This window comes from Hydrogenophaga sp. FW305-3-2-15-A-LB1 (genome assembly GCF_058787875.1).
In genome coordinates this window covers 1-26292 of sequence record NZ_JBYTAE010000093.1, presented here as the reverse complement: position 1 = coordinate 26292, position 26292 = coordinate 1, and the positions used below count along the sequence as shown (strand labels likewise).

The 26292-nt window shown below is 66.4% G+C and carries 21 protein-coding genes and 1 pseudogene; 21 read left to right on the top strand and 1 reads right to left on the bottom strand.

What is annotated here, in order from left to right; all coding sequences use genetic code 11:
* Positions 1-194 precede the first annotated feature (194 nt).
* On the bottom strand, positions 195-3887 hold the full coding sequence (locus AC3WPZ_RS23740) for a DUF748 domain-containing protein (protein ID WP_492441840.1): 3693 nt from the start codon (positions 3885-3887) through the stop codon (positions 195-197).
* Positions 3888-4596: 709 nt separating this feature from the next.
* Between AC3WPZ_RS23740 and AC3WPZ_RS23735 the strand changes: the two genes are divergently transcribed.
* The 21 genes and pseudogenes from AC3WPZ_RS23735 to AC3WPZ_RS23635 form a co-directional block, all read left to right on the top strand.
* The gene (locus tag AC3WPZ_RS23735; RefSeq protein WP_382324103.1) at positions 4597-5493 is read left to right on the top strand and encodes a transglycosylase SLT domain-containing protein; all 897 of its coding nucleotides are present in this window, start codon (positions 4597-4599) and stop codon (positions 5491-5493) included.
* Positions 5494-5735: 242 nt separating this feature from the next.
* Entirely contained in the window at positions 5736-6980 is a 1245-nt protein-coding gene (glyA, locus tag AC3WPZ_RS23730; RefSeq protein WP_382324101.1) for a serine hydroxymethyltransferase, read from the top strand.
* Between the two features lie 34 nt (positions 6981-7014).
* Complete coding sequence (gene nrdR, locus AC3WPZ_RS23725; protein ID WP_291112203.1) at positions 7015-7464, top strand: transcriptional regulator NrdR; 450 nt, start codon at positions 7015-7017, stop codon at positions 7462-7464.
* Between the two features lie 158 nt (positions 7465-7622).
* Positions 7623-8177, top strand: a complete 555-nt coding sequence (locus AC3WPZ_RS23720) for a GspH/FimT family pseudopilin (RefSeq protein WP_492441837.1) — start codon at positions 7623-7625, stop codon at positions 8175-8177.
* A gap of 2 nt (positions 8178-8179) precedes the next feature.
* Entirely contained in the window at positions 8180-8779 is a 600-nt protein-coding gene (pilV, locus tag AC3WPZ_RS23715; protein WP_492441835.1) for a type IV pilus modification protein PilV, read from the top strand.
* Positions 8776-9795, top strand: a complete 1020-nt coding sequence (locus AC3WPZ_RS23710; RefSeq protein ID WP_492441833.1) for a PilW family protein — start codon at positions 8776-8778, stop codon at positions 9793-9795. The genes pilV and AC3WPZ_RS23710 overlap by 4 nt, the downstream gene beginning before the upstream one ends.
* A gap of 28 nt (positions 9796-9823) precedes the next feature.
* Entirely contained in the window at positions 9824-10435 is a 612-nt protein-coding gene (locus tag AC3WPZ_RS23705) for a pilus assembly PilX family protein (protein WP_492441831.1), read from the top strand.
* A gap of 35 nt (positions 10436-10470) precedes the next feature.
* On the top strand, positions 10471-14490 hold the full coding sequence (locus AC3WPZ_RS23700; RefSeq protein WP_492441829.1) for a pilus assembly protein: 4020 nt from the start codon (positions 10471-10473) through the stop codon (positions 14488-14490).
* A gap of 13 nt (positions 14491-14503) precedes the next feature.
* A complete protein-coding gene (locus AC3WPZ_RS23695) occupies positions 14504-14986 on the top strand; it encodes a type IV pilin protein (protein ID WP_492441827.1) in 483 nt (160 codons plus the stop codon).
* Positions 14987-15033: 47 nt separating this feature from the next.
* Entirely contained in the window at positions 15034-16188 is a 1155-nt protein-coding gene (ribD, locus tag AC3WPZ_RS23690) for a bifunctional diaminohydroxyphosphoribosylaminopyrimidine deaminase/5-amino-6-(5-phosphoribosylamino)uracil reductase RibD (RefSeq protein ID WP_492441825.1), read from the top strand.
* 107 nt (positions 16189-16295) lie between these two features.
* On the top strand, positions 16296-19805 hold the full coding sequence (locus AC3WPZ_RS23685) for a PilC/PilY family type IV pilus protein (RefSeq protein WP_492441823.1): 3510 nt from the start codon (positions 16296-16298) through the stop codon (positions 19803-19805).
* A complete protein-coding gene (locus AC3WPZ_RS23680) occupies positions 19802-20254 on the top strand; it encodes a type IV pilin protein (RefSeq protein ID WP_492441821.1) in 453 nt (150 codons plus the stop codon). The genes AC3WPZ_RS23685 and AC3WPZ_RS23680 overlap by 4 nt, the downstream gene beginning before the upstream one ends.
* 61 nt (positions 20255-20315) lie before the next feature.
* Entirely contained in the window at positions 20316-20960 is a 645-nt protein-coding gene (locus AC3WPZ_RS23675; protein WP_444686280.1) for a riboflavin synthase, read from the top strand.
* The gene (gene ribBA / locus AC3WPZ_RS23670) at positions 20957-22087 is read left to right on the top strand and encodes a bifunctional 3,4-dihydroxy-2-butanone-4-phosphate synthase/GTP cyclohydrolase II (protein WP_291112133.1); all 1131 of its coding nucleotides are present in this window, start codon (positions 20957-20959) and stop codon (positions 22085-22087) included. The genes AC3WPZ_RS23675 and ribBA overlap by 4 nt, the downstream gene beginning before the upstream one ends.
* A 47-nt stretch (positions 22088-22134) precedes the next feature.
* On the top strand, positions 22135-22599 hold the full coding sequence (gene ribH, locus AC3WPZ_RS23665; RefSeq protein ID WP_291112129.1) for a 6,7-dimethyl-8-ribityllumazine synthase: 465 nt from the start codon (positions 22135-22137) through the stop codon (positions 22597-22599).
* 5 nt (positions 22600-22604) lie between these two features.
* Positions 22605-23123, top strand: coding sequence for a transcription antitermination factor NusB (gene nusB / locus AC3WPZ_RS23660; RefSeq protein ID WP_382158889.1), 519 nt, complete (start codon positions 22605-22607; stop codon positions 23121-23123).
* Positions 23120-24340 (top strand): pyridoxal phosphate-dependent aminotransferase, encoded by a 1221-nt coding sequence (locus AC3WPZ_RS23655; RefSeq protein ID WP_382324077.1) that lies wholly within the window; start codon positions 23120-23122, stop codon positions 24338-24340. Before nusB ends, AC3WPZ_RS23655 begins: the two co-directional genes overlap by 4 nt.
* 95 nt (positions 24341-24435) lie before the next feature.
* Positions 24436-24864 (top strand): tol-pal system-associated acyl-CoA thioesterase, encoded by a 429-nt coding sequence (ybgC, locus tag AC3WPZ_RS23650; protein WP_382324075.1) that lies wholly within the window; start codon positions 24436-24438, stop codon positions 24862-24864.
* A 48-nt stretch (positions 24865-24912) separates the two neighbouring features.
* Complete coding sequence (gene tolQ, locus AC3WPZ_RS23645) at positions 24913-25611, top strand: protein TolQ (protein WP_291112121.1); 699 nt, start codon at positions 24913-24915, stop codon at positions 25609-25611.
* A gap of 1 nt (position 25612) precedes the next feature.
* A complete protein-coding gene (locus AC3WPZ_RS23640; protein ID WP_291112118.1) occupies positions 25613-26056 on the top strand; it encodes an ExbD/TolR family protein in 444 nt (147 codons plus the stop codon).
* A 16-nt stretch (positions 26057-26072) separates the two neighbouring features.
* Positions 26073-26292 (top strand): annotated as a pseudogene (locus AC3WPZ_RS23635) (cell envelope integrity protein TolA); the annotation flags it as partial.

The window sequence follows — 26292 nt, the reverse complement described above, 5'->3', positions numbered from 1 at the left end:
GCTTGGGGGAGGTGGGCGTGTTCACGGCAGACTCGGAAGCGTTGGACGAAGACGGGGCTTTGCGCAGGGAAAACAGCGACATGAAGTGGGGGGCTCAATCGATTCGGTTGTCGGCACCACGACGGCGCGACCAGGGCGTATTGTCGCCGCAGTTGGCGCGCGCCCGCCTCCCCCGGCGCGCGCACGCGGAATGCTCAGCGCGGCGCCAGCTTGAGTTCGGCCTGCGGGCGCCACTTCTCACCCTGGCGGCCCAGTTGGGGCGCGCCCAGGAACATGCGGTCTTCCGGCAACTGCCGCCCTGCAAGGTAGTCCTTGACGACCACGCCGCGCGCCACCGCGAGTTCGCGGATGGCATCCGACGTGACCGGTATGGACGCCAGCAACAAGGCTTCCATCTCGGCCTGCGGGATGTCCTTGGCCAGGCCGACCAGGTTGCGGGGTTTCGGGATGTCGGTCCGCCGGTACACCTCCTTGAGCAGGGCCGGGTACTCGGCGGGCGTCACCACAAGCGTGTCGCTGATGGCGGTGCCATCCCGCGCCAGTTGGCGGCGTTTCTCGGCCAACACGCGCTCGTCCAGCCGGGCACGCTGGTAACCGCTGCGCTCGGCCTCCAGGTCGCCATGCCCCACCACGGTGATCTGCAGGGTCGGCCGATCGGCCAGGGCCTTGGCCACAGCGTCCAGCCGCTGCCGGGCCTCACCGTCCAGCGCCTTGCTGCCCGGTGTGAAGACCACCTGGCTCATTTCCTCCCCGCCCCCGCCGAAAGCCCCGGCGATCAGGGAGAACGGTGAGGTGATGGCCTTGCCGATCAGGTTGAAGATGAGCCGGAAGATGAGGGGCGCCAGCTTGAACTGCGGGTCGTTGAGCGAGCCGCTGACCGGCAGGTTGATGTCGATCACCCCGTTGCGGTCGGCCAGCAAGGCCACGGCCAGCTTCACCGGCAGGTTGGGCGCCTCGCTCCCGGCCACGCGGTCGCCGAAACTGAGCTGATTGAGGATGATCTGGTTGCTGGCCGTCAGCTGGCCGTTGGGCTCGATCTTGTAGGCCACGTCCATGCTGAGCTTGCCGCGCTCGATGCCATAGCCGGCGTACTTCACGGTGTAAGGCGACAGCGGCGGCAACTCCAGGTTGCGCACCAGCGCGCGGATGTCGAGTGCCAGTGGCTGGGCCAGCGGGTTGAGCTTGCCATCGATCTCCAGCGCCGCCGTGCCCTCGGCGCGCCCGCGCAATGTCAGGTCGGCCATCTGTGGCGCGCCGCCCGGCGGCACGCTGGCGAAAGCGCTCAGGCTGCCGGTGAGTTCACTGAGGTTGGCGGAATAGTTGGGCTTGATGAAACGGTCGGAGAACAGCACGCGGCCATTGACCAGACTGATCGGCCCGAAACGGATGTCCGGGTCGGGCACGGCGCTCGCGTTTGCAGGAGGCGGCGGTGGCGGTGGCGGAGCGGTGGCCGCCGGCGCGGCGGCGCCCGTGGGCGCGGGCGCCGCCTCATCGTGTTTCACGAGGCCTTGCAGGTTGATGCGCCCCGCCTCGTCGATGATCACGCGGGCAAAGTAGTCGCTGAGCACGGTCTCCTGCACCGCCACCCGGGTGACCTGTCCGGGCGCCATGGCGAGCCGCAGACCCCGCACCTGCAGGGACTTCCAGGCCAACAGCTCTTCGGCCGGCGACAGCGTGTTGGCGGCGAAATCGTCCAGCCCCACGTTGCCGGCGACCGTCAACCGCAAACCCGCCGGGGGCAATGCCGCCTCGACCGTGCCACGGTAGCTGGTGTCCGCGCGCAGCAGGTCCAGGTTCAGGCGGTCGCCGAAATACGGCTCCAGGGCATGCAGCGGCAGCTTGTCCGCTTGCACCTTCAGCTGGGTGCGCAGGCTGTCGGCGTCGCGCTCGCCCTTGCCGGGCAGGCGCAGCGCGCCGTCGAGGGCGAGCCGGCCGGGCTCGGCGCGGTTGCCTCGCGCCGCGCCCATGCGCAGCTGCAGGGAGACCGGCATGTCGGGCTGGCTGCGAGCCATGGGCTGCAGGTTCTTGACCTGCATCTTGATCTGACTGAGGTCGAGCCTGACCGGGCGCGCCAGCGCGAGGTCTTCGAGCGCGACGGCGCCCGCATCGATCTGCACGTCGGCCAGCGTCAGCTGCCACGGGGAGGGCTCGGCCGGTTTCGACGGGGGTGCTGCAGCGGGCGCCTCCGATGCCTTCATCCAGCCATCCACCATCCAGCGCCCCGCCTTGTCGCGCTGCGCGCGCACCTGTGGCCGATCAAGCACGACCTTGCCCACGGCCACGGTGCTGCTGGCCAGATCCACGCGCGCGTCCTGCACCTGGAGGCGGCGCAGGCTGACCTGTGGCTGACGAGCCGTCCCCAGGTGCACCTCGCTCAGCTCGAGCCGGGAAGCGTTGACCAGCAGCCCCATGGGCTGATCGGCCTTGGCCGCCCGCCATTCCACATCGAGGTCGGCGGCGAGCCGCCCGTCGAGTTCGTGCGTCAGCACGCCGGCGGCGTAGGGCGCGAACGTCGACAAGGGCAGTTCGCCCACCGAGACCTTCGCCTTGGCCTCGGCGTCGGTGGCCGTGCCCTTGAGCGACAGCGGCGTCTGGCCCAGGCGCGCGGACACCTCGAAGGGCACCGGTGCCTGCATCGGCCAACTCAGCGCCTGGGCCTGCACGCTCAAGGCCTCCAGCGCCAGCTGAGCGGCCGGCTTGGTGCCGGCATCGCGCCATCGCACGGTACCGCCCTCCAGGTTCAGGCGCGCCACACTCACTTTCCACGGCGAGGCGGGCGCGGTGGATGCGCCCGGTGCCACGGGCGCAGGGGCGGGAGGAGATGCAGCACGTCGGGACTGGTCGGCCCAGGCTTGCGCCGCACGTTGCAAGTTGAGCAACCCAGCCGCATCGCGCGAGATCGACACCGTGGGCGACGTCCAGTCAATGGCGGCCAGATCCACCTGACCCGCCAGCGGCTCCACCCGATTGAGCGTCACGCCCAGGCGTTCCCAGGCCAGCAGTTCGGCCGTGGTGGACGGCCCGGTTCGCTCAACGACGCGCAGATCCGACAGGGCAGCCGTGCCGGAGAGGGAGAGGCGCGGCGTGTCCTGCTGTTCGAATGCCAGCTTGAGCGCGAGCTGGAGCACACCGGCTTCGGGCTTGACGGGCCAAGTCGCCGGCCAGTAGGGCAGGTAAGGCGCGAGATCCAGGGTGGGAATGTCCACGCTGGCATCGGTGTCCCGGGTCTGGGCGAACGGCGTGGTGCTGGCGCTCGAATCGAAAGCGCTCCCATTGAGCACGAAAGCCAGCTTGGGCTGGGTCACCACATCCCGTCGGGACGGCAGGTTGCTCAGGAAGGGCACGCCCACCGACAAGCCGCTCAGCTGGTGCGTAACGCCCACGCTGTCGTCGACGAACGTGAGTTCGCCCCCGGACAGGTTGATGTTGAACAGGGCGAACTGCGCTGGGTCGGACGGGGGCTCATCGTCTTTCGGGCGCAAGCGCTGCAGCACGTCGTCCACGTCGTACCGCCCTTCACCCAGGTGGCGCAGCTTCAACTTGGGCTGCTCCAGCACCAGGGCATCGAGCACCGGCGCGAGCCGAAACAGCGACTGCAGCTCGGCGTTGGCATAGAGGCGATCCAGCGTGAACTGCTCGCCCTCGCCTGTGGCATCGGCCACGCGCAACCCCTCGATGGCCACTTCCAGCGACCACGGCTGGAAATCAACCCGTTCCACCGTCACCTGGCGTCCCAGCGCGGCCGTGGCCTGCTTGGCCAATTGCCATTTCAGCAAGGGCGGCATGCCCATCCAGGTCACCAGCCAGAGCAGAAGGAGCCCCAGCAGACCCAGCATCAGGCGCCGAGCCCACCGACCTTGGGACCACTGGGGAAAAAAGCTGTTCATTCGTGCGTTCGCTAACCAACGGATCCACGAGTGTCGTCGAACTGAGGGGATGCGGCAGCGCACACCTATATAGAGTCCCCCAGAAACAAGAAACCCCGGCAAGCGGGGCCTGCCGGGGTTGACGGCGGGCTAGATGCTCATGCCGTCGGTTTTGGCGGAGGGAGTTGGATGTCTCTCCAGCCTGGAAGCAACAGATTGCTCCCGTTGGAAGCTGACTTGCGGTTCGCCGCGTCGTCAGCTGATGCCAGTCTTCAGACAGGCCACTGCAGGTTACTCCCCTTGCCGCCCCGGATCAAGGCCGCATGGCCCGTTCTCCATGCAGATTTTCAATCGCGCCCGAAACGACCATTTGACGACCCCAAAATCACGTTTTGGAACATGAAAGGTGGTCGCTGCCCGACAAACGGTCGTCGGCGCGACATCCACCCGCAAGCCTTGCAGGCTCAAGGCTTCCCGCTAGCAAAGCCCTTTTGCTTACGTTTACTCACACTTGTTTATATCAAAAAGTAGGCTTGAATCGATTCATAAACATTGACTCGATATTAATAAGCCCATAGGATGCGCCAGCTTTGCCCGCCGAAGGGTAAACCCGAACCGCTGCCACCCAGGCTAACTCGACCGCTCCACCCTCTGGATAGGGCCGTCGATGGCGACCAATCCAGTCGGCCCAGCTCCCACGAGCGAGGCCGGCGCAGAAAGGAGCGATGACATGACCGCGCAAGACGCAACGCCACCCAAGAGCACCTCAGGTGCCGTGGCATCCTTCAAAACCGCTGTTGGCGACGCCTACCAGGGCTTCTTCGACATCACCCACAACAGCTTGGCCCTGCTGGGCACCCTGGCGGCCGTGGCACTGATCACCCTGAGTGCCCGTGCGGATCTGCGCGCCAGCGCAGAAGAGCAACTGCTCGGCTGGCTGCTGGAACGCCAGGAAGCCGCCAGCGTGGATGCGGTGTACGCCGCCGAGCCCAGCGCGGTCGACCGCGTGACCGCTGCTCAACCCGGCGACCTGCCCAAGCAGCAGGCCAATGTGACCTACTGGCTCAGCCGCAAGTACCGCGTGGCGCCCGAGCCCCTGAGCGCGCTGGTGGCGGAGGCCTTCGAGGTGGGCGAGAAAGCCAAACTCGATCCCACGCTCATCCTGGCCGTGATGGCGATCGAGTCCCGCTTCAATCCGTTTGCGCAGAGCCCGGTGGGCGCGCAAGGCCTGATGCAAGTGCTGACCCGCGTTCATACCGACAAGTACAACGACTTCGGCGGGCAGCTGGCCGCGTTCGATCCGGTGTCCAACCTCCGGGTGGGGGCGCGCGTGCTGCAGGACGCGGTCAAGCGCGCCGGCTCGGTCGAGGGTGGTTTGCGCCTGTACGTCGGTGCGGTGACCACGGACGGCAACTGGTACATCGACAAGGTGATGGCCGAGCACATGCGGATCCAGAGCGTGGCGCTGGGCAAGCCGATGCAGCGCTATGTGCCACAAGCGCGCCCGACCACGGTGGTGGCGCCCGTCACGCCGGCCCCGGTGGCCGCCCCGGCAGCCGAAATCGAGGCCGAGGGCCCGGCCGCGCCGAACGCACTCCCCCCTGGCGCGCCGCTCACCCGTTCCTGACCTCGCCAACCGGCCTCTCGGCCTCGGCTAAACTAGCCGGGTACGCAACTGGCGATAGGCGCGCACCCCGACACATCTGCGTCGGCGGCTGCCGCTGACGTGGCCCCCCTGCCCGATCTGTGATCGTCTTCAGGGACAACCACTGGGAAGCGTACCGCCCGGCCTCAAGGGGTTCGGGTGTTCAGCCGTTCGCCTGGGCAGCCCTTGTCACCGCGCAAGGTTCCACGTCTTGAAGGACTGCCATGTACGACCGCAACATCCTCATCCAGCAAACCGACCCCGAGCTGTTTGCCGCCATCCAGGCCGAGAACGCCCGCCAGGAACACCACATCGAGCTGATCGCCAGCGAGAACTACGCCTCGCCGGCCGTGATGGCCGCACAAGGCACGCAACTCACGAACAAGTACGCCGAAGGCTATCCCGGCAAGCGCTATTACGGCGGCTGCGAGTACGTGGACGTGGCCGAGCAGCTCGCAATCGACCGCGTCAAGCAGCTCTTCGGCGCCGAAGCCGCCAACGTGCAGCCGCACTGCGGCGCCTCCGCCAACGAAGCCGTCTTTCTGGCCTTCCTCAAGCCCGGCGACACCATCATGGGCATGAGCCTGGCCGAAGGCGGCCACCTCACCCACGGCATGGCGCTCAACATGAGCGGCAAATGGTTCAACGTGGTCTCCTACGGTCTCAACGACAAGGAAGAGATCGACTACGACGCCATGGAGCGCAAGGCACACGAGACCAAGCCCAAGCTGATCATCGCGGGCGCCTCGGCCTACAGCCTGCGCATCGACTTCGAGCGCTTCGCCAATGTGGCCAGGGACGTCGGCGCCATCTTCATGGTGGACATGGCCCACTACGCCGGCCTGATCGCCGCGGGTGTCTACCCCAACCCGGTTCCCCACGCCGATGTGGTGACCTCCACCACCCACAAGAGCCTGCGCGGCCCGCGCGGCGGCATCATCCTGATGAAGGCCCAACACGAAAAGGCCCTCAACAGCGCGATCTTCCCGGGCCTGCAGGGTGGCCCGCTGATGCACGTCATCGCGGCCAAGGCCGTTGCTTTCAAGGAAGCGCTTTCACCCGATTTCACCGCCTACCAGCAACAAGTGCTGACAAATGCCAGCATCGTCGCCGAAACACTGACCTCGCGTGGCCTGCGCATCGTCAGCGGCCGCACCGAGAGCCACGTGATGCTGGTCGATCTGCGCGCCAAGGGCATCACCGGCAAGGAAGCCGAAGCGGTGCTGGGCAGCGCGCACATGACGATCAACAAGAACGCCATCCCCAACGACCCGGAAAAGCCCATGGTCACCAGCGGCGTGCGCATTGGCACGCCGGCGATGACCACCCGGGGCTTCAAGGACGACGAAGCGCGACTGACCGCCAACCTGATTGCCGACGTGCTCGACAATCCACGCGACCCGGCCAACATCGACGCCGTGCGCGCCAAGGTCAACGCCCTGACCGCCCGCTTCCCGGTCTACAAGTGATGCTCTCAGGCCGTACAACGGGAGTGCCCTCCGCATGAAATGCCCGTTCTGCGGCCATCTTGAAACCCAGGTGGTCGAAACCCGCGTCTCGGAAGACGCGGATTTCATCCGACGCCGCCGCCAGTGTGGCCACTGCGAGAAGCGGTTCACCACCTACGAACGGCCGGAAGTGAGCTTCCCGGCCGTCGTCAAGAAGGACGGCCGCCGGGTGGACTACGTGCCAGCCAAGCTGCGAGCCTCGTTCGCGCTGGCCCTGCGCAAGCGGCCGGTCAGCACCGAACAGGTCGACGCGGCCATCGAGCGCATCGAGGAAAAGCTGCTGAACCTGGGTGCCCGCGAAGTGCCCGCCGCCCGGCTGGGCGAGATGGTGATGCGGGAACTCAAGAAGCTCGACAAGGTGGCTTACATCCGGTTCGCCAGCGTGTACCGGAGCTTCGAGGACATCGACGAATTCAGGGCTCTGGTGGACGAAGTCCGGCGCTGATCGGCGACCCACATCGACTCCCCGAGGCCTGCCCCGAGGGGAGAACCGCCCAAATTCAGGCGTTTTCTTCCCTCGATGGTCGCAAAACTGCCGCACGTCAGGAATCGGCGAGGGAAGACGTTGGCCCTCGTTACATTCTGCATTGGAGTATCACTTTGATGCACATGCACATCCGTTGCCCTCTCCCTATGCGCGCAGGCTCCCAGCGAGGTTTCACGCTCGTGGAGCTCATTGTCACGCTGGCGCTTTCGGCCATCCTGGTCGTGTTGGCCATCCCGAGCTTTACCAACCAGCTGCGGGAGTGGCAGCGCGACAGCGCCACCAAGGCCTTCACTGCCCACGTTCACCTGGCCCGCTCGGAGGCAATCAAGACGTCCCGGCGCGTGGTGATGTGCAGCAGCACCGATGGCGCCGACTGCGCCGACAGCAATGAATGGAGCACCGGCTGGATCGTGTTCGTGGACGCCAATGGCGACGGCAGCCATGACGACGGCGAAACCGTCCTGGCATCGCGCGGCGCGGCCACCGGACTGACCAGCATGCAGGCATCGGACGACGTCCAGAGCCTCGCCTTCCTGCCCAATGGCTTGTTGGCATCTGGCGCCACCCGCCTGCAGGTCATTCCCGCTGGAAGCAATGCCCTCAAGATGAATGAGGTGAGCGTGAACCGCATCGGCCGCACCCACGTCAAAGCCAAAGATCAGGAAGCCTGAAGATGCACATAGGCTTCGCAACCTCCTTTCGCCGCCGCCACGGATCCAAGCGTGTCAACCAGGGCGCCAGCATGGTCGAAATCCTCGTGGCCCTGCTCATCATTTCGCTGGGCTTGCTCGGCATCGGTGGCATTTCGGCCGCGACCTTCGGCTACAACAAGGCGGCCCAGTTGCGCCTGACCGGTCTGAACTTGGTCAACGACTACGCGGATCGTGCACGGCTCAACGTGTACGGCTACGACTTGGGAAACTACGCCATCGAGCTCGCCGACGCTGTGCCCTCGACCGAGGACATCACCACCGCGAAAGCTGCCCTGAATGCCGATGAGGCCGCCCCGTTGACCGCCGCGCAGAACGTGGCCGCGTACGACCGCGCATTATTCCAGCGCACCGTGGCGGACCGCCTCCCTCAAGGAAGGGCGATCGTGGCCTCCAACATCACGGTCAACGCACGCAACCTGGATGTCTGGCTCCTGTGGCAGGAACCGCGCACATCGCTCCAGGACAGTCTGTTCGTGGCGGGCCAGTTCAACTGCCCCAGCGACCTAGGCAACGACGAGAAGGCCATTTATAGCTGCATGTACTTCAAGGTGGGGCTATGAAGCCGTTTGCGCGCCGCACAACACCCCTGCGCATGGCACCCGCGCGCCGCCAGCGCGGCATGAGCCTGGTCGAACTCTTGGTGGCCATGACCATCGGGCTCTTCCTGATCGGCGCCGTGGCCGCCATCTACGTGGCCACCTCGAGCAGTTCCCGAGGCAGCACCCTGGAGTCGCAGATGAACGAAGACGCCAGCCTGGCGCTGGAGATGCTTCAACAGCAAATCCGCCTCGCCGGCTATTCCGGCTTTGCTGCTGCGGGCAACCGCAATTTCCAGGGCATGGGCGTTCGGGGTTGTGACGGCGGATTCGACGACAACGCCTCGAACTCAAATTTCGATGCCATGACGTGCAATGCCGACGATGACGGCCCCGACGCGCTCGCGGTCCGTTACGAAGCGTCCGCGCTCAATACCCAGCCCACGGCCGCCGGCTTGCCCACCAACTGCAGCTTCAACGGCATCACCGCCTGGGACATCGGCGCTGGTGTGGTGATTCCGCTCGCCGACAACCGCTACTACATCGCTCAGGACGACACCAACGACAACATTCCCACCCTGTTCTGCAAGGGTAAGGACGGCTCCACGCCAGGGGGCGGATTCGATGTGGCCACGCCGCTCGTGCCCAACGTCGAGGACATGCAGATCACCTACGCGGTCACTGCCGCGCCCGTCAACGACGAGCCCATGCCACATCAGATCACCGGCTATGTGGACGCCGCCGACGCCGTGCTCGGTGCCACCCTGGACAACTGGTCGCGCGTGGCCGGCGTGCGCATCTGCCTGCTGGTGCGCACCAGCCAGCCCGTTCCCGCCGGCGGCTCTGGCCGTGCGGAGCTGGGCAGCTACGTGGATTGCAATGGTGTGCGGCAGGACGGTAATGACGACGGTTTCCTGCGCCGGGCTTACCACACCACCGTGCAGCTGAGAAACATGCGGCCTGCTGTGCCGGCCGGCTACACCTTGAACCCGGATGGTTCCGTGCGCAACCCCTGGGCTTACCTCACGGGGGACGAATGATCCCATTCCACCCTTAGGTTGCCACTCCATGTCCCACGCCACCGCGCTTCATCCCCCTGCCCTGCGCTTCCTCCGTGCGCGCCGCGAGCGCGGCATCGTGCTGCCGATGGCGCTCATCATGCTGGTGATCATCTCGCTGGCGGGTCTCCTGGCGGCCCGCAATTCGGCCACCCATGAGCAGTTCTCGAACAATATGCGCACCACCCAGGTGGCGCGCCAGTCCGCGGAAGCGGCGCTGCGTTTCTGCGAGGCGGTGGTGGTCGACCTTGCCAGCAACGAAGGCGCCATCCATGGCGCGCTCGAAGGTAAGGTCGTGACCACCGAACTCGACCCAACCAACATCGCCGCAGGCGCGTGGAACACCCGGGCCAACTGGGCCAGCGGCGCGGCCAATCTCATCACCTACACGCCCGAGTTCAACAGCGCGGTGCAGACGGAAGCGCAGGTATCGGCCACCAACTACCCCAGCTGTCTCATTCAAGCCATGACCCAGGGTCGCTTTCTCGTCACCTCTCGAGGGCTGTCGAACGACGCGGCGGTGGATGACAACGACCAGTTGGTACGGGGGTCGGAAATCTGGCTGCAGTCGGTTCTCTCACCCAGTGTGCCGACCAAGTCCGCCAGCGGAGGCAACCAGTGAGTTTTGATCAGAGCAATAGACCGCGAGGCCGATCCATGTTTGACTCCATTTTTCCGAAAAGCACCCTGCAGCGGCTGCTCGCTGCACTGGCGCTCACGGGCCTGCTCGCCACCCCGCCGGTGCAGGCGCAGCCCAGTCAGACTCCCCTGCTCGCCAGCCAGTCAGGCGCCAAACCCAACCTGATGATCAGCCTGGACAACTCGGGCTCCATGTCGTTCAGCTACCACGAGACCTACGGTGTTCTGACAGACAGCAACAACGAGTTCGAGTTGAAAAAATGCCGCGCCAACCACTGGAGCGAACTCACGGGCAGTTGGGTGCTGGGAGGTACTGCCGATTTTTACAACAACAACCGCTGCATCCTCCAGAACAGCAACGGCACCTATTCCTACACAAACCTGTCGGATCCGTACACCCCCCCACGTAAAGTGTCCGGCGCCTGGTCCTCGCAACGCTCGGCCGATGTCAACCCGGTGTACTACAACCCCCGCACGACCTATGCCCCCCGCGTGAGCGCTAGTGGCGCCGCGCTCGTGCCGCAAGATGGCGTGGCCTGGATCTCCAACCAGGCGAGCACGGGCTTTCGCTACACGGTCTATCGCAACGGCAACGAGATCCGCACCCACCACTCGATGTACGCAGCTAACCCCTCGGTCACCGGCTACAACTCGATCTACGACATCTCCTCGGCTGTGCGCATCCCCCAGCACATCACCTACTCCAGCACGACGACGACGACCCCAGGCTTCACCTACTCCTACTGCTCCAATGTGATCACCCATGATGGCCTGCAGTGGGGCTGCGCCCCCGGTGCATGGACCGACGTGACGGTGCGGCGCAACGTCTCGGGCAACGTGACCCTGCCCGCCGGTCACAGCCGGACCGACTGCGCAGGCAATGCCAATGCCAACACCTGCTCGAACGCGCAGGAAGTGGCCAATATCATGAACTGGTACCGATACTACGCGTTCCGTGCGCCCGCCGTCGCCACCGCCATCGGCCAAGCGATCGCCAACACGAACTACAACCGCAACCTGCGCCTGGGTTACCTCTCGATCAACCGCCGCAACAACTCCACCATCAGCGCCATCGATCAGACGCCGGGCGTCACCACCGACAACCTCAGCCTGCTGCGCGGCGTTCGCCCGCACGAACTGGGCACAGCGGACACCCAGCGCATCTACACCTGGCTGTACGACCAGGACGGCACGCAGAACCGCAACTCCAACAACGGTGCCGATGCCGCCTTCAATGCCACCGGCAACCGCAGCAACGCGCCCTACGGCGGCACACCGCTGCACAACGCCGTGGCCAAGGTGGCCAGCTACTATAGCGTGGGCACGGGCGCCACGGAAAACCCGTGGTCCACCAACCCGGGCGCCGCGGCTTCGACGACCAACCCCGAGATGAGTTGCCGGCGTTCGTTCAACCTGCTGTTCTCGGACGGCGCCTGGAACAGCGGAACGTCCAACATCTCCGGCACCGACTACGACAACACCGACGGCCCGTCGTTCAGCCGAACCCTGATCGACAACACCGTCGAGTCCTTCCAGTACCTGCGCAACGGTGTGAATACCGTGGCCGGGCGGCGGGCCTACACGCCGTTCCCGAGCACCGGCACCGGCGGCTTGGCCGATCTTACGGCGAACTACTTCTGGCACCTCGACCTGCGCCAGGACCTGGCCAACAATGTGCAGACGCGCGCCGGCCAGCCCACCTTCTGGCAGAACATGACCACCTACACGGTGGGCTACCTGATCCGGCCTTCGGGCGAAGTCCCGGGTGCCTCGTCGGGCCTGACGTTCGACCAGATCAAGACCTACCAGTCGCAGTACGCCACCAGCGGCTACGCAGCCGCCACCAAGCCCTCCTGGGCGACCGGCAACCTCGACAACAGCGGCACCGACCAGGACCGCGTGAACGACTTCATCCAGGCCGGCTATACGGGTGGCGGCAAGGGCTTCAGCGCCCGCTCGGCCGATGACGTCCGCTCGATCTTCGACACCATCATTTCCGAAATTCTCAGCTCCTCGGGCCGCGATGCCGGTGTCGCGGTCAGCGGCGGCAGCGATTTGTCTACCATCGCGGGCAGCCTGAAGTACAGCGTGAGCTACCGCACGCTGGACAACAGCGGCGAGATATCGGCGCAGGAACTCGACGCGAATGGCAATGTGGTGAGCACACGCTGGAACGCCTCCGATCTGATTGGCGCGGCCGACACGCGCAACGTCTTCACCATCACCGGCGACACCACGCCGCGCAGCTTCAGTGGCGCCTTGAACGCCCTGCCGGCGGATGTGCAAGCCGCTTTGAAACCCGCCAGCGTTCCCGCCGCCAGCCGCATTCCCACGGACGCCCGCTTCATCAACTACTTGCGCGGTCTTGATCCTGTGACCGATGCCCAGGGCGTGCTGTTCCGCCAGCGCTCTAGCAAACTCGGCGCGATGGTGAACCCACCGTCCATCTTCATGGGTGGTGACCGCGATTTCGCCTACGACTTGAGCAGCACGGTGGACGGCAAGGCCTCCTACCTAGCCTTTGCCGACGCGAAGCGCAGCTTGCCGGCGTCCCTCTTCGTGGCGACCAACGCCGGCATGATGCACGCCCTGAATGCCCAAACCGGACGTGAGCTGGCGGCTTACATGCCACGGCGCAGCCTGCGGCGCATGCTGAACTATGCGAACGCCGACTACAACTTCGAGTACACGCTGGATGGCCCCCTGAGCGAGCACGACATCTACGACGGCACTCGCTGGAACCACATGGCCGTGGGCACCGGTGGCCGGGGCGAGCCGCTGGTGTACGCGGTGCGTTCGCCCCTGAACACCGCTACACCCGCCAATCGCACACCCGGGCAGGCCGACTTTATGTGGGAATCTGGCCCCGACAGGATCAACGACGCCGACGTTTCCATGGGCTACATCACCAACCCGTTGCGTAGCGGGCAGACGGCCAGCGGCGACTGGATCGTGGTCGCCAACAACGGGCACTACAACGGGTTGACCAATGGCTCCAAGGCCGGCCTAGTGATCCTCAATGCGATGACCGGCGCCAAGCTGCGCACCATTCCCCTGCCCAGCGCCTATTCTGCCGGGCGGGGCCTGAGCGGCGTGACCCTGGTGCGCAATGCCAACAAACGCATCGTCGCGGCCTACGCGGGCGATGCGAACGGCAACCTGTGGCGCTTCGACCTCAAAGGCGCGCCAGCCACCTGGGCGGTGTCGTACGGCAGGCCGATCTTCACCACCGCCAACCACCGGCCCATCTATGGCTCGCCAGCCTGGCAGGCGCACCCCGAGGGCGGCACGATCGTGGTGGTGGCCACCGGCATGCTGCTGGCCGACAGCGACCTGGGCGACACGGCCACGAACGAAGCCATCTACGGCATCTGGGACCCCACCCACATCGGATCGGCCGACGTCACACCGTTCACCACGGTCGTCCCGAGCGAACTGCTGCAGCAAACCGTGTTGCAGGGTACCGCGCAGGTGGTGGGTGGCACCACCTATTTCCAGGCCACGCGCAACGCGATCGACTGGGCCGTTCATCGAGGATGGACCATGCCCTTGGGGCGCACCCACCTCGGCGAGCGCTCGATCGACCAGATCCGCAACCTCGGCACCAGCGTGCTCATCACCACCACCGTGCTGAGCCAGCCGGCCAATCCGCAAGCGGAGATGTGCACGGTATCGAACCTGCCTGCCAACTACATCTATGCCCTGAACGCGATCAACGGAGCATCCACCCGCTCCTTCGACATCAACAACGACGGGCGCCTGGACAACGTGTCGGTGGTGCTGGTCAGTGGTGGTGGTTATGCCCGCGGCATGTCAGTGGCCGACATCATCCGCTCCACCTCGTTGACCGACAGCCTGCGCCAGCGCTTCGCGCCCGACAGCTCGTCCGGTGAATCCGATCCAGAATCCAAGCCTTGCACCCCACTGATCGCCAAGCTGATCGGCACCGAATCCGGTGCGCTAACGGCCGGCGTGGCGTGTGAAGTGCCCGGCTGGAGCCGCAGCCAGTACCAGCTGAGCCGCCCACCATCCAATTGAGCGAGCCTTCAACATGTCCCCAACCTCACGACGCCCCTCACCGTTCCCACGCGCCACCCTGCAGGGTGGTTTCACCCTGATTGAGCTCATGATCGTGATCGCCATCATCGGCATCCTGGGCGCGCTGGCCTACCCGTCCTACACGGAATACGTGAACGCGTCACGCCGCGCCGATGTGCAACGCGCCCTGACGGAGGTGGATCAGTACATGAAGCGCTACTACAGCGCCCGCGACACCTTCGTGGGCGCCGCCCTGCCTGCGGCCCTGGCCCGATCGCCGCGCGAGGGCGCCGCTGCCTACAACATCGGTCTGGTGGAGGATGGTGAGATCGTCGACACGGCCACGGATGCCACCAGCTACACCCTGCGCGCCACCCGCGCCAATACCATGGCGAATGACCGTTGCGGAGACCTGACCGTCACGCACACCGGGGCACGTGCCATTAGCAACAATGCCGCGGGCACCACGGCGACAGAATGCTTCAAGGGCTCCTGACGCCCCGCTCGCTGCTTTTTCCAGCTTCACCGGAGGCTCATACACCGATGCCTGCTCACGACGCGGCGCTGCTCCAGCGTGTCCGCGGCCTGTCTGAACAGGCCTTGCGCCTGTCCAATCCGAACCCCCGTGTGGGTTGTGTCATCACCGACGACGGGGGCCGCCTGCTGGGCGAAGGATTCACACAACAGGCCGGAGGACCACATGCCGAGGTAATGGCCCTGCGCGATGCCCTTGCGCGGGGCAGCTCCGTGCAAGGTGCCACCGCGTACGTGTCCCTCGAACCCTGCTCTCACCATGGCCGCACGCCACCCTGTTGTGATGCGCTGATTGCAGCCGGCATGGCACGGGTCGTGGTGTTCGCCGAAGACCCCAATCCCCGCGTGGCTGGTCAGGGTCTGGAACGCTTGCGCGCCGCCGGTATGGTGGTCGATGTGCTGACTCCTCATGACGAGCATGCGCACAGCTCGCGCGAACTCAACATCGGATTCTTCAGCCGCATGATCCGTCGCACACCGTGGGTGCGCATGAAGGCCGCTGCGTCGCTTGACGGTATCACCGCGCTGGACAACGGTACCAGCCAATGGATCACGGGCGAGGCCGCGCGCGCGGACGGCCATGCCTGGCGCGCCCGTGCCTGTGCGGTGCTCACGGGCATCGGCACGGTGCTGGAGGACGATCCCCTGCTGGACGTCCGCCTCGTGGACACCCCTCGCCAACCGCATCTGGTGGTGATCGACAGCCGCCTGCAAACGCCACCGGCCGCGCGCCTCTTCCAGACGCCCGCCAACGGCCAGGCACGTCAGATCTGGATCTATCACGCCAGCCGCGACGCCGACAAGGAAAGCGCCTTGCAGCGCTTGGGCGCGACCCTGGTCCACATGCCGGGTGCCAACGGCAAGGTGGATCTGCCCGGCATGCTCGCCGATCTGGCCCGACGCGAGGTGAATGAGCTGCACATCGAGGCCGGTCACAAGCTCAATGGCTCGTTCGTGCGCGAGGGCCTGGTCGACGAGATGCTGCTCTACCAGGCGCCTCAACTGCTTGGGCGTGGCGCCAGCCTGGCCGACTTCGGACCGCTGCAGCAGCTGACGGAAGGCCCTCTGCTCCGCTATGTGTCGGTGGATCCGGTGGGCACCGATCTGCGCATCCTGGCACGGGTGCAAGGCCGCGATGCCTTCCTCCTGCCCTCTGCGACCTGATCGATCACCACGAAGATACAAAAAGTCATACAACGCAACTATCCACTGAATTCCGCCGCTCATCCATATGGTGCTTTAGTTGTATTTTTGGCTGATAGAGTGCCGCCATGCAAAAAGCGCGGCATCTCTTCATCGCTGGACCGAATAGGCCTCTGGGCGTCTCCCTGATCGAACTGCTGGTGGTGATCGCGGTGCTGGCGGTCCTGGCATCGATCGCCATTCCGTCGTTTGCCGGTATCGCCCGCCAGTACCGCGTGAATGCGGCCGTGGACGAATTCATGGCGTCGGTCCAGCTGGCCCGGGTGGACGCCATGCGCCTGGGCCAAGACATCTTGATCCAGCGCCAAACCTCGTGCGACGTGGCCTTGCCCACCACCGCCGATTGGGATTGTGGGTGGCGCGTGTTCGTCGATCTCAATGGCAATCAACTGCCGGACCCGGCCGAGGCCGAGCTGCAGTCCGTTGCGCTTCCCACCGGCATCCGCCTCGTCAAGGCGAAGGGTGGCGGCAGCCCGCAGTACATCACCATCAACCGGTACGGCCAGGTCACCGCCATAGGCCAGCGTTTCGCGGCCTTCCCCGCAGGCATGGACGAACTGAGTGGCCAGCTGATCTGCTTCTCCACGGGCACGCGCCTGCGCACGGTCATCCACCGCATCAACTTCTTGAACTGGGTGGACCGCTTGACCCCGAACAACCAGACGCCTTCGCATCTCATGATCGACGAAGCGGGAAAGTACCTGAGCCGCACCGATCTCGGGGTCCACAGTCCGTGGGCGTCCAACCCTGGCGTGACGGAGGCCCCTGTGCTGTCGTGCCGGAAGTCCTTCCACATCTTCATGACGGATGGAGCCTGGAACACAGCGCCCTACAACAGCCGTGATGCGGCGGGCCTCGACGACCAGTACATCGTCCGGGGTGGCAACACGGACAACACCTCCCTCACCCTGCCCGACGGCGTCAAGTACGACACGGCATCGCCGCAGACCCGCCTGTACCGGGACAACTGGGGCACCTCCTACGTGAGCAGCCTGTCCGACCTCGCCTTCTACTACTGGTCACGCGATCTTCAGCCGGGCCTGGCCAACAACGTGCGCCCCAGCCCCAAAACGCAATGGCCTCGGCAAAACTTCGGCACGGACAAACACCCGGCGGAGCTCGACGCGTACTGGAACCCGCGCAACGATCCCGCCACCTGGCAACACATGGTCACTTACACCGTCGGGTTCAAGGACGCCGCCGGATGGACGGGGCAGCCAGTCTGGAACGGCAACACCTTCAACAACCTGGGCGGCCTCATCAACGGCGACACCAGTTGGCCTTCACCGTTCTGCCTCGTCTTTTCCGACAACAACCGGCCCTGCGACAGTGCGTTCAACCTGAGTTGGCTCACCCGCGAGAACGAACGCAAGGTGGAGCTGTGGCACGCCGCTTTGAACAGCCGCGGACGCTTCGTGCCCGCGATCAACAACACAGCGCTGCTCGACGCCTTCCAGGGCATCCTGGACGACATCCTCCATCAGACGTCACAACCCCTCGTCAGCATCGCGAGCAGCTCCAGCCGCCTGCGCTCCAACGGGCTCATCTACGTCGCCGGCTTCAACTCCAGCAGCTGGAGCGGCAACCTGAGCGCGTACACCATCAACGCTTCCACCCAGGGGATCAGCAGCGCCCCTTCATGGTCCGCGCACCAGTTGCTGGACGCCAGCACACCGGATGCACGGCAGGTGCTCACACACAACGGCAGGGAAGGCGCCGTCTTCAGCTGGAACAACCTGAACGAGGCACAGCAGGCCTCCTTGCAAGGGAGCGACAGCGACACCGAAGGCCAGCGCCGCCTGAACTACCTGCGGGGCGACCGTGCCCATGAAAACGACAAGCCCGGCGGCACGCTGCGCCGCCGCGATTCGCGCCTGGGCGACATTGCCAACGCGAACATCTGGCAGACCCGGCAGCCCGTGCGCATGGGATTCGAACACCCCGGGCATGCCGACTTCCGAGCCGCGCAGGCGAACCGCCCACCCATGCTCTACGTGGGTGCGAACGATGGCATGCTGCACGGTTTCAGCGCCGAGGACGGCCGCGAACTCATGGCCTATGTGCCCGCCGGGGTCTACGGCCACCTGCGCAGCTACACGCGGCCCGACTACAGCCACCGCTACTTCGTGGATGGGCAGGCCTTCACCGGCGATGCCGATATCAGCGGCAATGGCACCAGCAGCAACGCAGGCCGGCTCGACGATTGGCGCACCTACCTGGTCGGCGCCCTGGGCGGCGGCGGCAGGGGCTACTTCGTGCTGGACGTCACCACCCCTCGGGCGACCACGGCGGCCACTTCCTCCTTCAACCCATCGGGCGTTCTGCTGGACCGGAGCTTTCCGGGCAGCGGCCCCGCTCCCGACGAGGCGAGCAAGGACGTCGGCCACCTCTACGCACCGCCGGTGGTGAGTGCGATCGACGGCGGCCGCAGCGAGCAGATCGCCAAGCTCAACAACGGCCGCTGGGCGGTGGTCATGGGCAATGGCGTCAACAGCGTCAACGAGCGCCCGGTGCTGCTCATCCAGTACCTGGACGAACCACGGGAACTGCTCAGCATCGTGGCCCACGCCACCACCCACCAAGGCAATGGCCTGTCCGCGCCTCGACTGCTCGATGTCAACGGCGACGGCAGGATGGATGTGGCCTACGCCGGCGACCTGCAAGGCAACCTCTGGAAATTCAACCTGACCGATACCGACGCCACGAAATGGGGTGTCAGCGACTGGAGCGGCGGTGGCATGCCCTGCAAGAGCGCTTCCTGCACCCCCCTTTTCACGGCCCGCGACGCGGCCTCGTCCGCCAACCTCCAGCCCATCACCACGGCACCGCTGTGGATGGCCCATCCGCTGGGTGGCGTCCAGATCCTGTTCGGCACCGGCCGCAGCCTGGAAGAGGCCGATCGCGCAAGTGCGAAAGTGCAGACCATCTACTCGGTCTGGGACTTCAGCCAATACACAGTCGACAAGGGGCGGCTGTCCGAGAGCACGGACGCGCGCTCCACGATTCCCGGCCGCAGCGCACTCGTCCAGCAATCCGTCACCGGGGCCGTGACCAGCCGCACCTCGGGCACCGAGCTGCCAACCCTGTTTTTCAACAGCTCCCGCCAGCCGGTCGCGTACGCCCGAACCAACCCAAGCTCACCGCGCGGCTGGTACATGGACCTGCCCGACGCCGGTGAGCGCGTGTTGAGCAACCCCCAACCGTTCGAGGGCCAGAAGGTGATCGTGACCACCACCGTCCCTGCGCAGGGCAGCAACGAAGAAACCTGCGCGTTCGAACAGGCCCAGGAAGGGGGTGCGATCACCGTCCTCAACATGATCACGGGGCAGCCTGGCAAAGCGCCGGCATTCGCCAGCACCGATGCCACCATGTCCATGATCAACGCCTCGCGCGCGCGCTTTGGCAGCGGTGAATTCGCCAGCATCCACACATCCGGTGGTGACCTCAACCTGCTGTCGCTTTCCAATGCGTCGGGCGACCCGACCTGCGATCCCGCCAAAGCGACGTGCATCAGGAAGCTGACCTTGACAGCCGGCAAGGTCGAGGGCCGGCGCGCGGACTGGCGGGAATTCGAATGAGCACGCGGCTTTCCCCAGGCGTGCGGCGGCCGCTGGCGCAGCGGGCTTTCACGCTGATCGAAATCATGATCGTGCTGGCGATCGTCGCCGTGCTCGCCACCATCGCATTGCCGCAATACACCTCGCATGTGCAGCGAACAAACCGGGCCCACGCCCGGGCCGCCCTGCTGCAGGCCGCCCAATGGTTGGAGCGCGCGGCCACCGCGCAGGGCACCTACCCCGCACGGGCGGCCATTCCCGCCGGCGTGCTGGCGGTGGAAGGCGATCGGTACACGGTCGGCTTCAAAACGCTGAACGCCAGCGCCTTTGTGCTGCAAGCCACCCCGCGCGCCGCGCAAAGCGCGGACGAATGCGGCGTTTTCGAACTCAGCGAGGCGGGGCTGAGAACCCAGTCCGCCTCGGCGCTCGTGACGGCCCCCTTGTCGGCTCAGACCTGCTGGAACCGCTAGCGCCAGAGCCCACCAAAGAGGGCTCCAGGCCCGGTTTCCGAAACCCTGCGAAAATAGCGGGATGTTTACCGGCATCATCACCGGCGTGGGGCGCATCGCCGCCCTCCACGACCTGGGCAGCTCTTTGGACCATGGCAAGCGACTCACCCTGGAGGCGCCGCCTGGCTACCTCGACGACGTCGGTCTGGGCGACAGCATCGCCCTCAACGGCGCCTGCATGACCGTCACCTCGCTGGACCTGCCCCAGCACCGCTTCACGATCGACATTTCCGCCGAATCGCTGGCCCGCACCACCGGCCTGGCGCAAACGGGCCGTCGCATCAACCTGGAGAAGGCGCTTCGCGCCCATGACCGGCTGGGTGGGCACATCGTCGCGGGCCATGTGGACGGCGTGGGCACGGTCACCCGCTTCGCCCGGGTGGGCGAAAGCTGGGAGCTGCGCGTGATGGCGCCCACCGAACTCGGCAAATACCTCGCCTACAAGGGCTCGATCACGGTCAACGGCGTCAGCCTCACCGTCAACGAGGTGGCCGACAGCGCCGCAGGTTGCGAATTCAGCATCAACCTCATCCCCCACACGGTGGACAACACTTCATTGGGCGAGCTGGCCGAGGCAAGCACGGTCAATCTCGAAATCGACACCGTCGCGCGCTATGTCGAGCGCATGCTCAGCGCCGGCACGCACCCCACCAAGGAACCCGCATGAACGCCCCTGAAACCCTGGCCCCGGTGGCCATCTCGCCGGTCGAGGACATCGTCGCCGACATGCGCGCCGGGCGCATCGTCATCCTGGTCGACGAAGAAGACCGCGAAAACGAAGGTGATCTGGTGCTGGCCGCCGACCACGTCACGCCTGAAGCGATCAACTTCATGGCCCGCTTCGGCCGCGGCCTGATCTGCCTCACCCTCACGCGCGAGCGCTGCGAGCGCCTGCGCCTGCCGCCCATGGTGCCGCGCAACGGCACCAAGATGGGCACGGCCTTCACCATCTCCATCGAAGCCGCCGAAGGCGTCACCACCGGCATTTCGGCCGCCGACCGCGCGCGCACCGTGCAGGCCGCCGTGGCGCCCGACGCGCAGGCCGGCGATCTGGTTCAGCCCGGCCACATCTTTCCCCTGCAAGCGGTCGAAGGTGGCGTGCTCATGCGCGCCGGCCACACCGAAGCGGGTTGCGACCTCGCCGCCATGGCCGGTTGCAGCCCCGCGTCGGTGATCTGCGAGATCATGAAGGACGACGGCACCATGGCGCGCCTGCCCGACCTGCAGGTCTTCGCCGCCGAGCATGGTCTGAAGATCGGCACCATCGCCGACCTGATCGAACACCGCAGCCGCACCGAATGCCTGGTGAAGAAGCTGGGCACGCGCAGCATGAACACCGCCTTCGGCGAATTCCAGGTCACGGCCTTCAGCGACCAGCCCAGCGGCGCCTTGCACCTGGCCCTGGTGAAGGGCGAGTGGAAGCCCGAAGACAGCGTGGCCGTGCGCGTGCACGAACCGCTGTCGGTGCTGGATGCGCTGGAAGTCGGCCGCTCCATGCACTCCTGGAGCCTGGAAGCCAGCCTGCGCCACATCGCCCAGGCCGGCGCGGGCGTGGCCGTGCTGCTCAATTGCGGTGAAACCGCCAGCCAGCTGCTGGCCCAGTTCGAAGGCACGGCGCGCTCCGCCCAGGCGCCCGAGCGCGGTCGCATGGACCTGCGCACCTACGGCGTGGGCGCGCAGATCCTGCGCGACTGCGGCGTGCACCGCATGCAACTCATGGGCAACCCGCGCCGCATGCCCAGCATGACCGGCTACGGCCTCGAGATCACCGGCTACCTCAGCCGCAACGGCTGATCCCTTTTTCCCCCTTCCCTCCTCCATCCCAAGAAACGGACCCCCACATGTTCGGCGCAGACAAAGGCACCCCCAGCGTGCTCGACGGCAGAAAACTCAGCATCGGCATCGTCCAGGCCCGCTTCAACGAATCCATCACCGACGCCTTGTTCAACGCCTGCCTGGCCGAGCTGCTCGCCCTGGGCGTGCAGGACAAGAACATCGCCCACGTGAAGGTGCCCGGCGCGCTGGAAGTGCCGGTGGCCCTGCAGGCCATGGCCGAGCGCGACGACTTCGACGCGCTGATCGCCCTGGGCTGCATCATCCGCGGCGAGACCTACCACTTCGAACTGGTGGCCAACGAATCGGGCGCCGGTGTCACGCGCCTCTCGCTGGACTACCAGATCCCCATTGCCAACGCCATCCTGACCACCGAAAACCTGGACCAGGCCGTGGCCCGCCAGACCGACAAGGGCCGCGATGCGGCCCGCGTGGCGGTGGAAATGGCGCACCTGCTGCAAGAGATCGGTTGAACACCATGTCCGCTGACACCCCCACCCCGGCCACCGCCAAGAGCGGCGGCACCGCGCGCAAGGCGGCCGACAAGTCCGCCCGCACCCGCGCCCGCGAATTCGCGCTGCAGGGGATCTACCAATACCTGGTGGGCCGCAACGCCGCCATCGACATCGACACCTTCACGCGCGACCTGGCCGGCTTCCACAAGGCCGACAGCGTGCACTTCGACGCCCTGCTGCACGGCTGCATCGCCGAGGCCACGGCGCTGGACGCGCTGATCACGCCGCGCCTGGACCGCCCGCTGGCGGAACTCTCGCCGATCGAACACGGTGTGCTCTGGATCGGCGCCTACGAATTCCAGCACTGCCTGGACGTGCCCTGGCGTGTGGTGCTCAACGAGTGCATCGAACTGGCGAAGTCCTTCGGCGGCACCGACGGCCACAAATACGTCAATGGTGTGATGCACCAGCTGGCCTCGCAGCTGCGCCCCGCGGAAGTGGCCGCATCACCGGCGCCGGCCGCGCGCAAGCCCGCTCCATGAGGATTGCCCAGCGCGCGCAGCGCGTCGAACCGTTCTACGTGATGGAGCTGGCCAAGGCCGCCTCCGCCATGGCGGCCCAGGCCGGCGCCGGCGACCGGTCGATGATCTACCTCAACATCGGTGAACCCGACTTCACCGCACCGCCGCTGGTCACCGCCGCCGCCGAACGCGCCATCCATGCCGGCCGCAGCCAGTACACGCAGGCCACGGGCCTGCCTCCATTGCGTGAAGCCATCAGCGGCTGGTACGCCTCGCGCTTCGGCCTGCGCATCGACCCGGCTCGCATCGTGGTCACCGCCGGCGCCTCGGCCGCGCTGCAGCTGGCCTGCCTGGCGCTCATCGAAGCCGGCGACGAAGTGCTGATGCCCGACCCGAGCTACCCGTGCAACCGGCAGTTCGTGCAGGCCGCCGAAGGCCGCGCGGTGCTGATCCCCTCCGGCCCCGAACAGCGCTTCCAGCTCAGCGCCGAACAGGTCGAAGCCGCCTGGGGCCCCGCCACGCGCGGTGTCCTGCTGGCCTCGCCCTCCAACCCCACGGGCACCAGCATCGCCCGCGAAGAGCTCGAACGCATCGCGCGCTTGGTGCGTGGCCGCGGTGGCATCACCCTGGTGGACGAGATCTACCTCGGCCTGAGCTTCGAAGACGAGTACGGCCACAGCGCGCTGGGCCTGCCCGATGGCCTCGGCGACGAGGTCATCAGCATCAACAGCTTCTCGAAGTACTTCAACATGACCGGCTGGCGCCTGGGCTGGCTGGTGCTGCCGCCCGCCCTTGTTCCGGCGGTGGAGCGCCTGGCGCAGAACCTGTTCATCTGCGCCAGCACCATCGCGCAACACGCCGCGCTGGCCTGCTTCGAGCCCGACAGCCTGGCCGAGTACGAGCGCCGCCGCGCCGCCTTCAAGGCCCGGCGCGACTTTTTCATCCCCGAACTCAACCGCCTGGGCCTGAACGTCCCCGTGATGCCCGACGGTGCCTTCTACGCCTGGGCCGACGTGCGCAGCCTGTGCGAGCGCTGGGGCATCGCGCCGCAAGGCACACGGCCCGACGAGGGCGGCAGCTGGGCGCTGGCGTTCGAACTCATGAAGCGCTGCCAGCTCGCCACCACACCGGGGCGCGATTTCGGCCAGGCCGAGCCCGGCCGCTACCTGCGCTTCTCCACCGCCAACTCGATGGCCCAGCTCCAGGAAGCCGTGGCCCGCCTGGAGCAGGCCCTGTGAGCGCGCCCCCCACCACAGCGCCGACCCCGCCGCCGGGCCGCCCCAAGGCGGGGGCAGCCCCCACGGGGGGCAGCGAACCACGCGCAGCGGGGAGCGTGGGGGCGCCATTCACCTGGCCGGTGCGCGTGTACTGGGAAGACACCGACGCGGGCGGCATCGTCTTCTACGCCAACTACCTCAAGTTCTTCGAGCGCGCGCGCACCGAGTGGCTGCGCCACCTGGGCCTGGGACAGCAGGCCTTGCGCGACGAGGTCGGCGGCATGTTCGTCGTGAGCGAAACCCAGGTGCAATACCACCGCCCGGCCCGCCTGGATGATTTGCTTCTGGTTACAGCCCGCGTGCGGGAAGCGGGCCGGGCCTCCCTGACAATCGAGCAGCGCGCGCTCCTGCAGCCCCCGCTGGCTGGCGAGGCCCCCCTGCTGCTGTGCGAGGGCACGATCCGGATCGGCTGGGTCGATGCCCAAAGCCTGCGCCCCCAGCGCATCCCGGTTCAGGTGCAGAGCGCGCTGCAAGGCCCGGCCTGAGCGGCCGCCTACCGAAACTTTTTTCCCACCTACCGCATCCGAACACCCATGACCCAAGATCTCTCCATCGTTCAATTGATGCTCAACGCGAGCTGGGTGGTCCAGGCCGTCGTGGCGCTGCTGGTGGTGGTTTCCGTGGTGAGCTGGGCCGCCATCTTCCGCAAGGTGTTCGCCCTGAGGCGCGTGCGCAGCTACAACGAAGACTTCGAACGCGAATTCTGGTCGGGCACCAACCTCAACGACCTGTATGCCTCCGCCGCCCAGAACGCCAAGCACGGCGGCCCGATGGAACGCATCTTCGCCAGCGGCATGCGCGAGTACCAGAAGCTGCGCGAGCGCCGCATCACCGACAGCGGCGCCCTGCTCGACGGCGCGCGGCGCGCCATGCGGGCCAGCTTCCAGCGCGAGCTCGATGCCCTGGAAACCAACCTCTCCTTCCTCGGCTCGGTCGGCTCGGTTTCGCCCTATGTGGGCCTGTTCGGCACCGTCTGGGGCATCATGCACGCCTTCACCGGCCTGGCCGCGCTGGCCCAGGTGACCCTGGCCACGGTGGCCCCCGGCATCGCCGAAGCCCTGGTGGCCACCGCCATCGGCCTGTTCGCCGCCATCCCGGCGGTGGTGTTCTACAACCGCTTCTCGCACGACATCGACCGCGTGGCCAACGCCATGGAGACCTTCATGGAAGAGTTCTCCAACATCCTGCAGCGCAACCTCGGCGTGCACACCCAGACGCCGTCGGGACACTGACATGCCAGCCGTCTCCTCCCGCGGCCGGGGCCGCCGCACCATCAACGAGATCAACATGGTGCCCTTCATCGACGTGATGCTGGTGCTGCTGATCATCTTCATGGTCACCGCGCCGCTGATCACGCCGAGCCAGATCGCCCTGCCCAGCGTGGGCCAGGCGGGGCGCCAGCCCGACCGCTTCGTGGCCGTGGTGATCGACAAGGACGAGCAGATCAAGGTGCGCGAAGGCTCCTCCAGCGCCGAACCGCAACCGGTCTCCATGGGCCAATTGGTCGCGCGCGTGCAGCAGCTGCAGGCCAGCCGGGGCAGCCCGCCCGAAGGCGGCGTGCCGGTGGTGATCAGCGCCGACAAGAACGTCAAGTACGAAGCCGTTGTTCGCGTGATGGATACCTTGCAGCGCGCGGGCATTGCGCGCGTCGGCCTCTCCGTGCAAACCTCGCGCTGAGCCCCGTCCACGCCCCATGCAATCGACTGCCGACCACCTCGACCTCGCCCCGCCCCGGAATGGGCGCTGGCTCGGCCCCATGGGGCTGGCCCTGGTTGCCCATGGCCTGCTCGTGATCGCCCTGACCCTGGGCGTGCAGTGGCAGAACGACGGCGAACCGGTCACCGTGGAGGCCGAACTCTGGTCCCGCACCCCGCAGCAGGCCGCGCCGCGCGCGGTGGAACCGCCGCCACCCC

What these genes read in the sequence shown, in the direction of transcription:
- AC3WPZ_RS23740 (WP_492441840.1), bottom strand. Translation starts at nt 3,887, where the DNA reads ATGAACAGCTTTTTTCCCCAGTGGTCCCAAGGTCGGTGGGCTCGGCGC.
- AC3WPZ_RS23735 (WP_382324103.1), top strand. Translation starts at nt 4,597, where the DNA reads ATGACCGCGCAAGACGCAACGCCACCCAAGAGCACCTCAGGTGCCGTG.
- glyA (WP_382324101.1), top strand. Translation starts at nt 5,736, where the DNA reads ATGTACGACCGCAACATCCTCATCCAGCAAACCGACCCCGAGCTGTTT.
- nrdR (WP_291112203.1), top strand. Translation starts at nt 7,015, where the DNA reads ATGAAATGCCCGTTCTGCGGCCATCTTGAAACCCAGGTGGTCGAAACC.
- AC3WPZ_RS23720 (WP_492441837.1), top strand. Translation starts at nt 7,623, where the DNA reads ATGCACATGCACATCCGTTGCCCTCTCCCTATGCGCGCAGGCTCCCAG.
- pilV (WP_492441835.1), top strand. Translation starts at nt 8,180, where the DNA reads ATGCACATAGGCTTCGCAACCTCCTTTCGCCGCCGCCACGGATCCAAG.
- AC3WPZ_RS23710 (WP_492441833.1), top strand. Translation starts at nt 8,776, where the DNA reads ATGAAGCCGTTTGCGCGCCGCACAACACCCCTGCGCATGGCACCCGCG.
- AC3WPZ_RS23705 (WP_492441831.1), top strand. Translation starts at nt 9,824, where the DNA reads ATGTCCCACGCCACCGCGCTTCATCCCCCTGCCCTGCGCTTCCTCCGT.
- AC3WPZ_RS23700 (WP_492441829.1), top strand. Translation starts at nt 10,471, where the DNA reads ATGTTTGACTCCATTTTTCCGAAAAGCACCCTGCAGCGGCTGCTCGCT.
- AC3WPZ_RS23695 (WP_492441827.1), top strand. Translation starts at nt 14,504, where the DNA reads ATGTCCCCAACCTCACGACGCCCCTCACCGTTCCCACGCGCCACCCTG.
- ribD (WP_492441825.1), top strand. Translation starts at nt 15,034, where the DNA reads ATGCCTGCTCACGACGCGGCGCTGCTCCAGCGTGTCCGCGGCCTGTCT.
- AC3WPZ_RS23685 (WP_492441823.1), top strand. Translation starts at nt 16,296, where the DNA reads ATGCAAAAAGCGCGGCATCTCTTCATCGCTGGACCGAATAGGCCTCTG.
- AC3WPZ_RS23680 (WP_492441821.1), top strand. Translation starts at nt 19,802, where the DNA reads ATGAGCACGCGGCTTTCCCCAGGCGTGCGGCGGCCGCTGGCGCAGCGG.
- AC3WPZ_RS23675 (WP_444686280.1), top strand. Translation starts at nt 20,316, where the DNA reads ATGTTTACCGGCATCATCACCGGCGTGGGGCGCATCGCCGCCCTCCAC.
- ribBA (WP_291112133.1), top strand. Translation starts at nt 20,957, where the DNA reads ATGAACGCCCCTGAAACCCTGGCCCCGGTGGCCATCTCGCCGGTCGAG.
- ribH (WP_291112129.1), top strand. Translation starts at nt 22,135, where the DNA reads ATGTTCGGCGCAGACAAAGGCACCCCCAGCGTGCTCGACGGCAGAAAA.
- nusB (WP_382158889.1), top strand. Translation starts at nt 22,605, where the DNA reads ATGTCCGCTGACACCCCCACCCCGGCCACCGCCAAGAGCGGCGGCACC.
- AC3WPZ_RS23655 (WP_382324077.1), top strand. Translation starts at nt 23,120, where the DNA reads ATGAGGATTGCCCAGCGCGCGCAGCGCGTCGAACCGTTCTACGTGATG.
- tolQ (WP_291112121.1), top strand. Translation starts at nt 24,913, where the DNA reads ATGACCCAAGATCTCTCCATCGTTCAATTGATGCTCAACGCGAGCTGG.
- AC3WPZ_RS23640 (WP_291112118.1), top strand. Translation starts at nt 25,613, where the DNA reads ATGCCAGCCGTCTCCTCCCGCGGCCGGGGCCGCCGCACCATCAACGAG.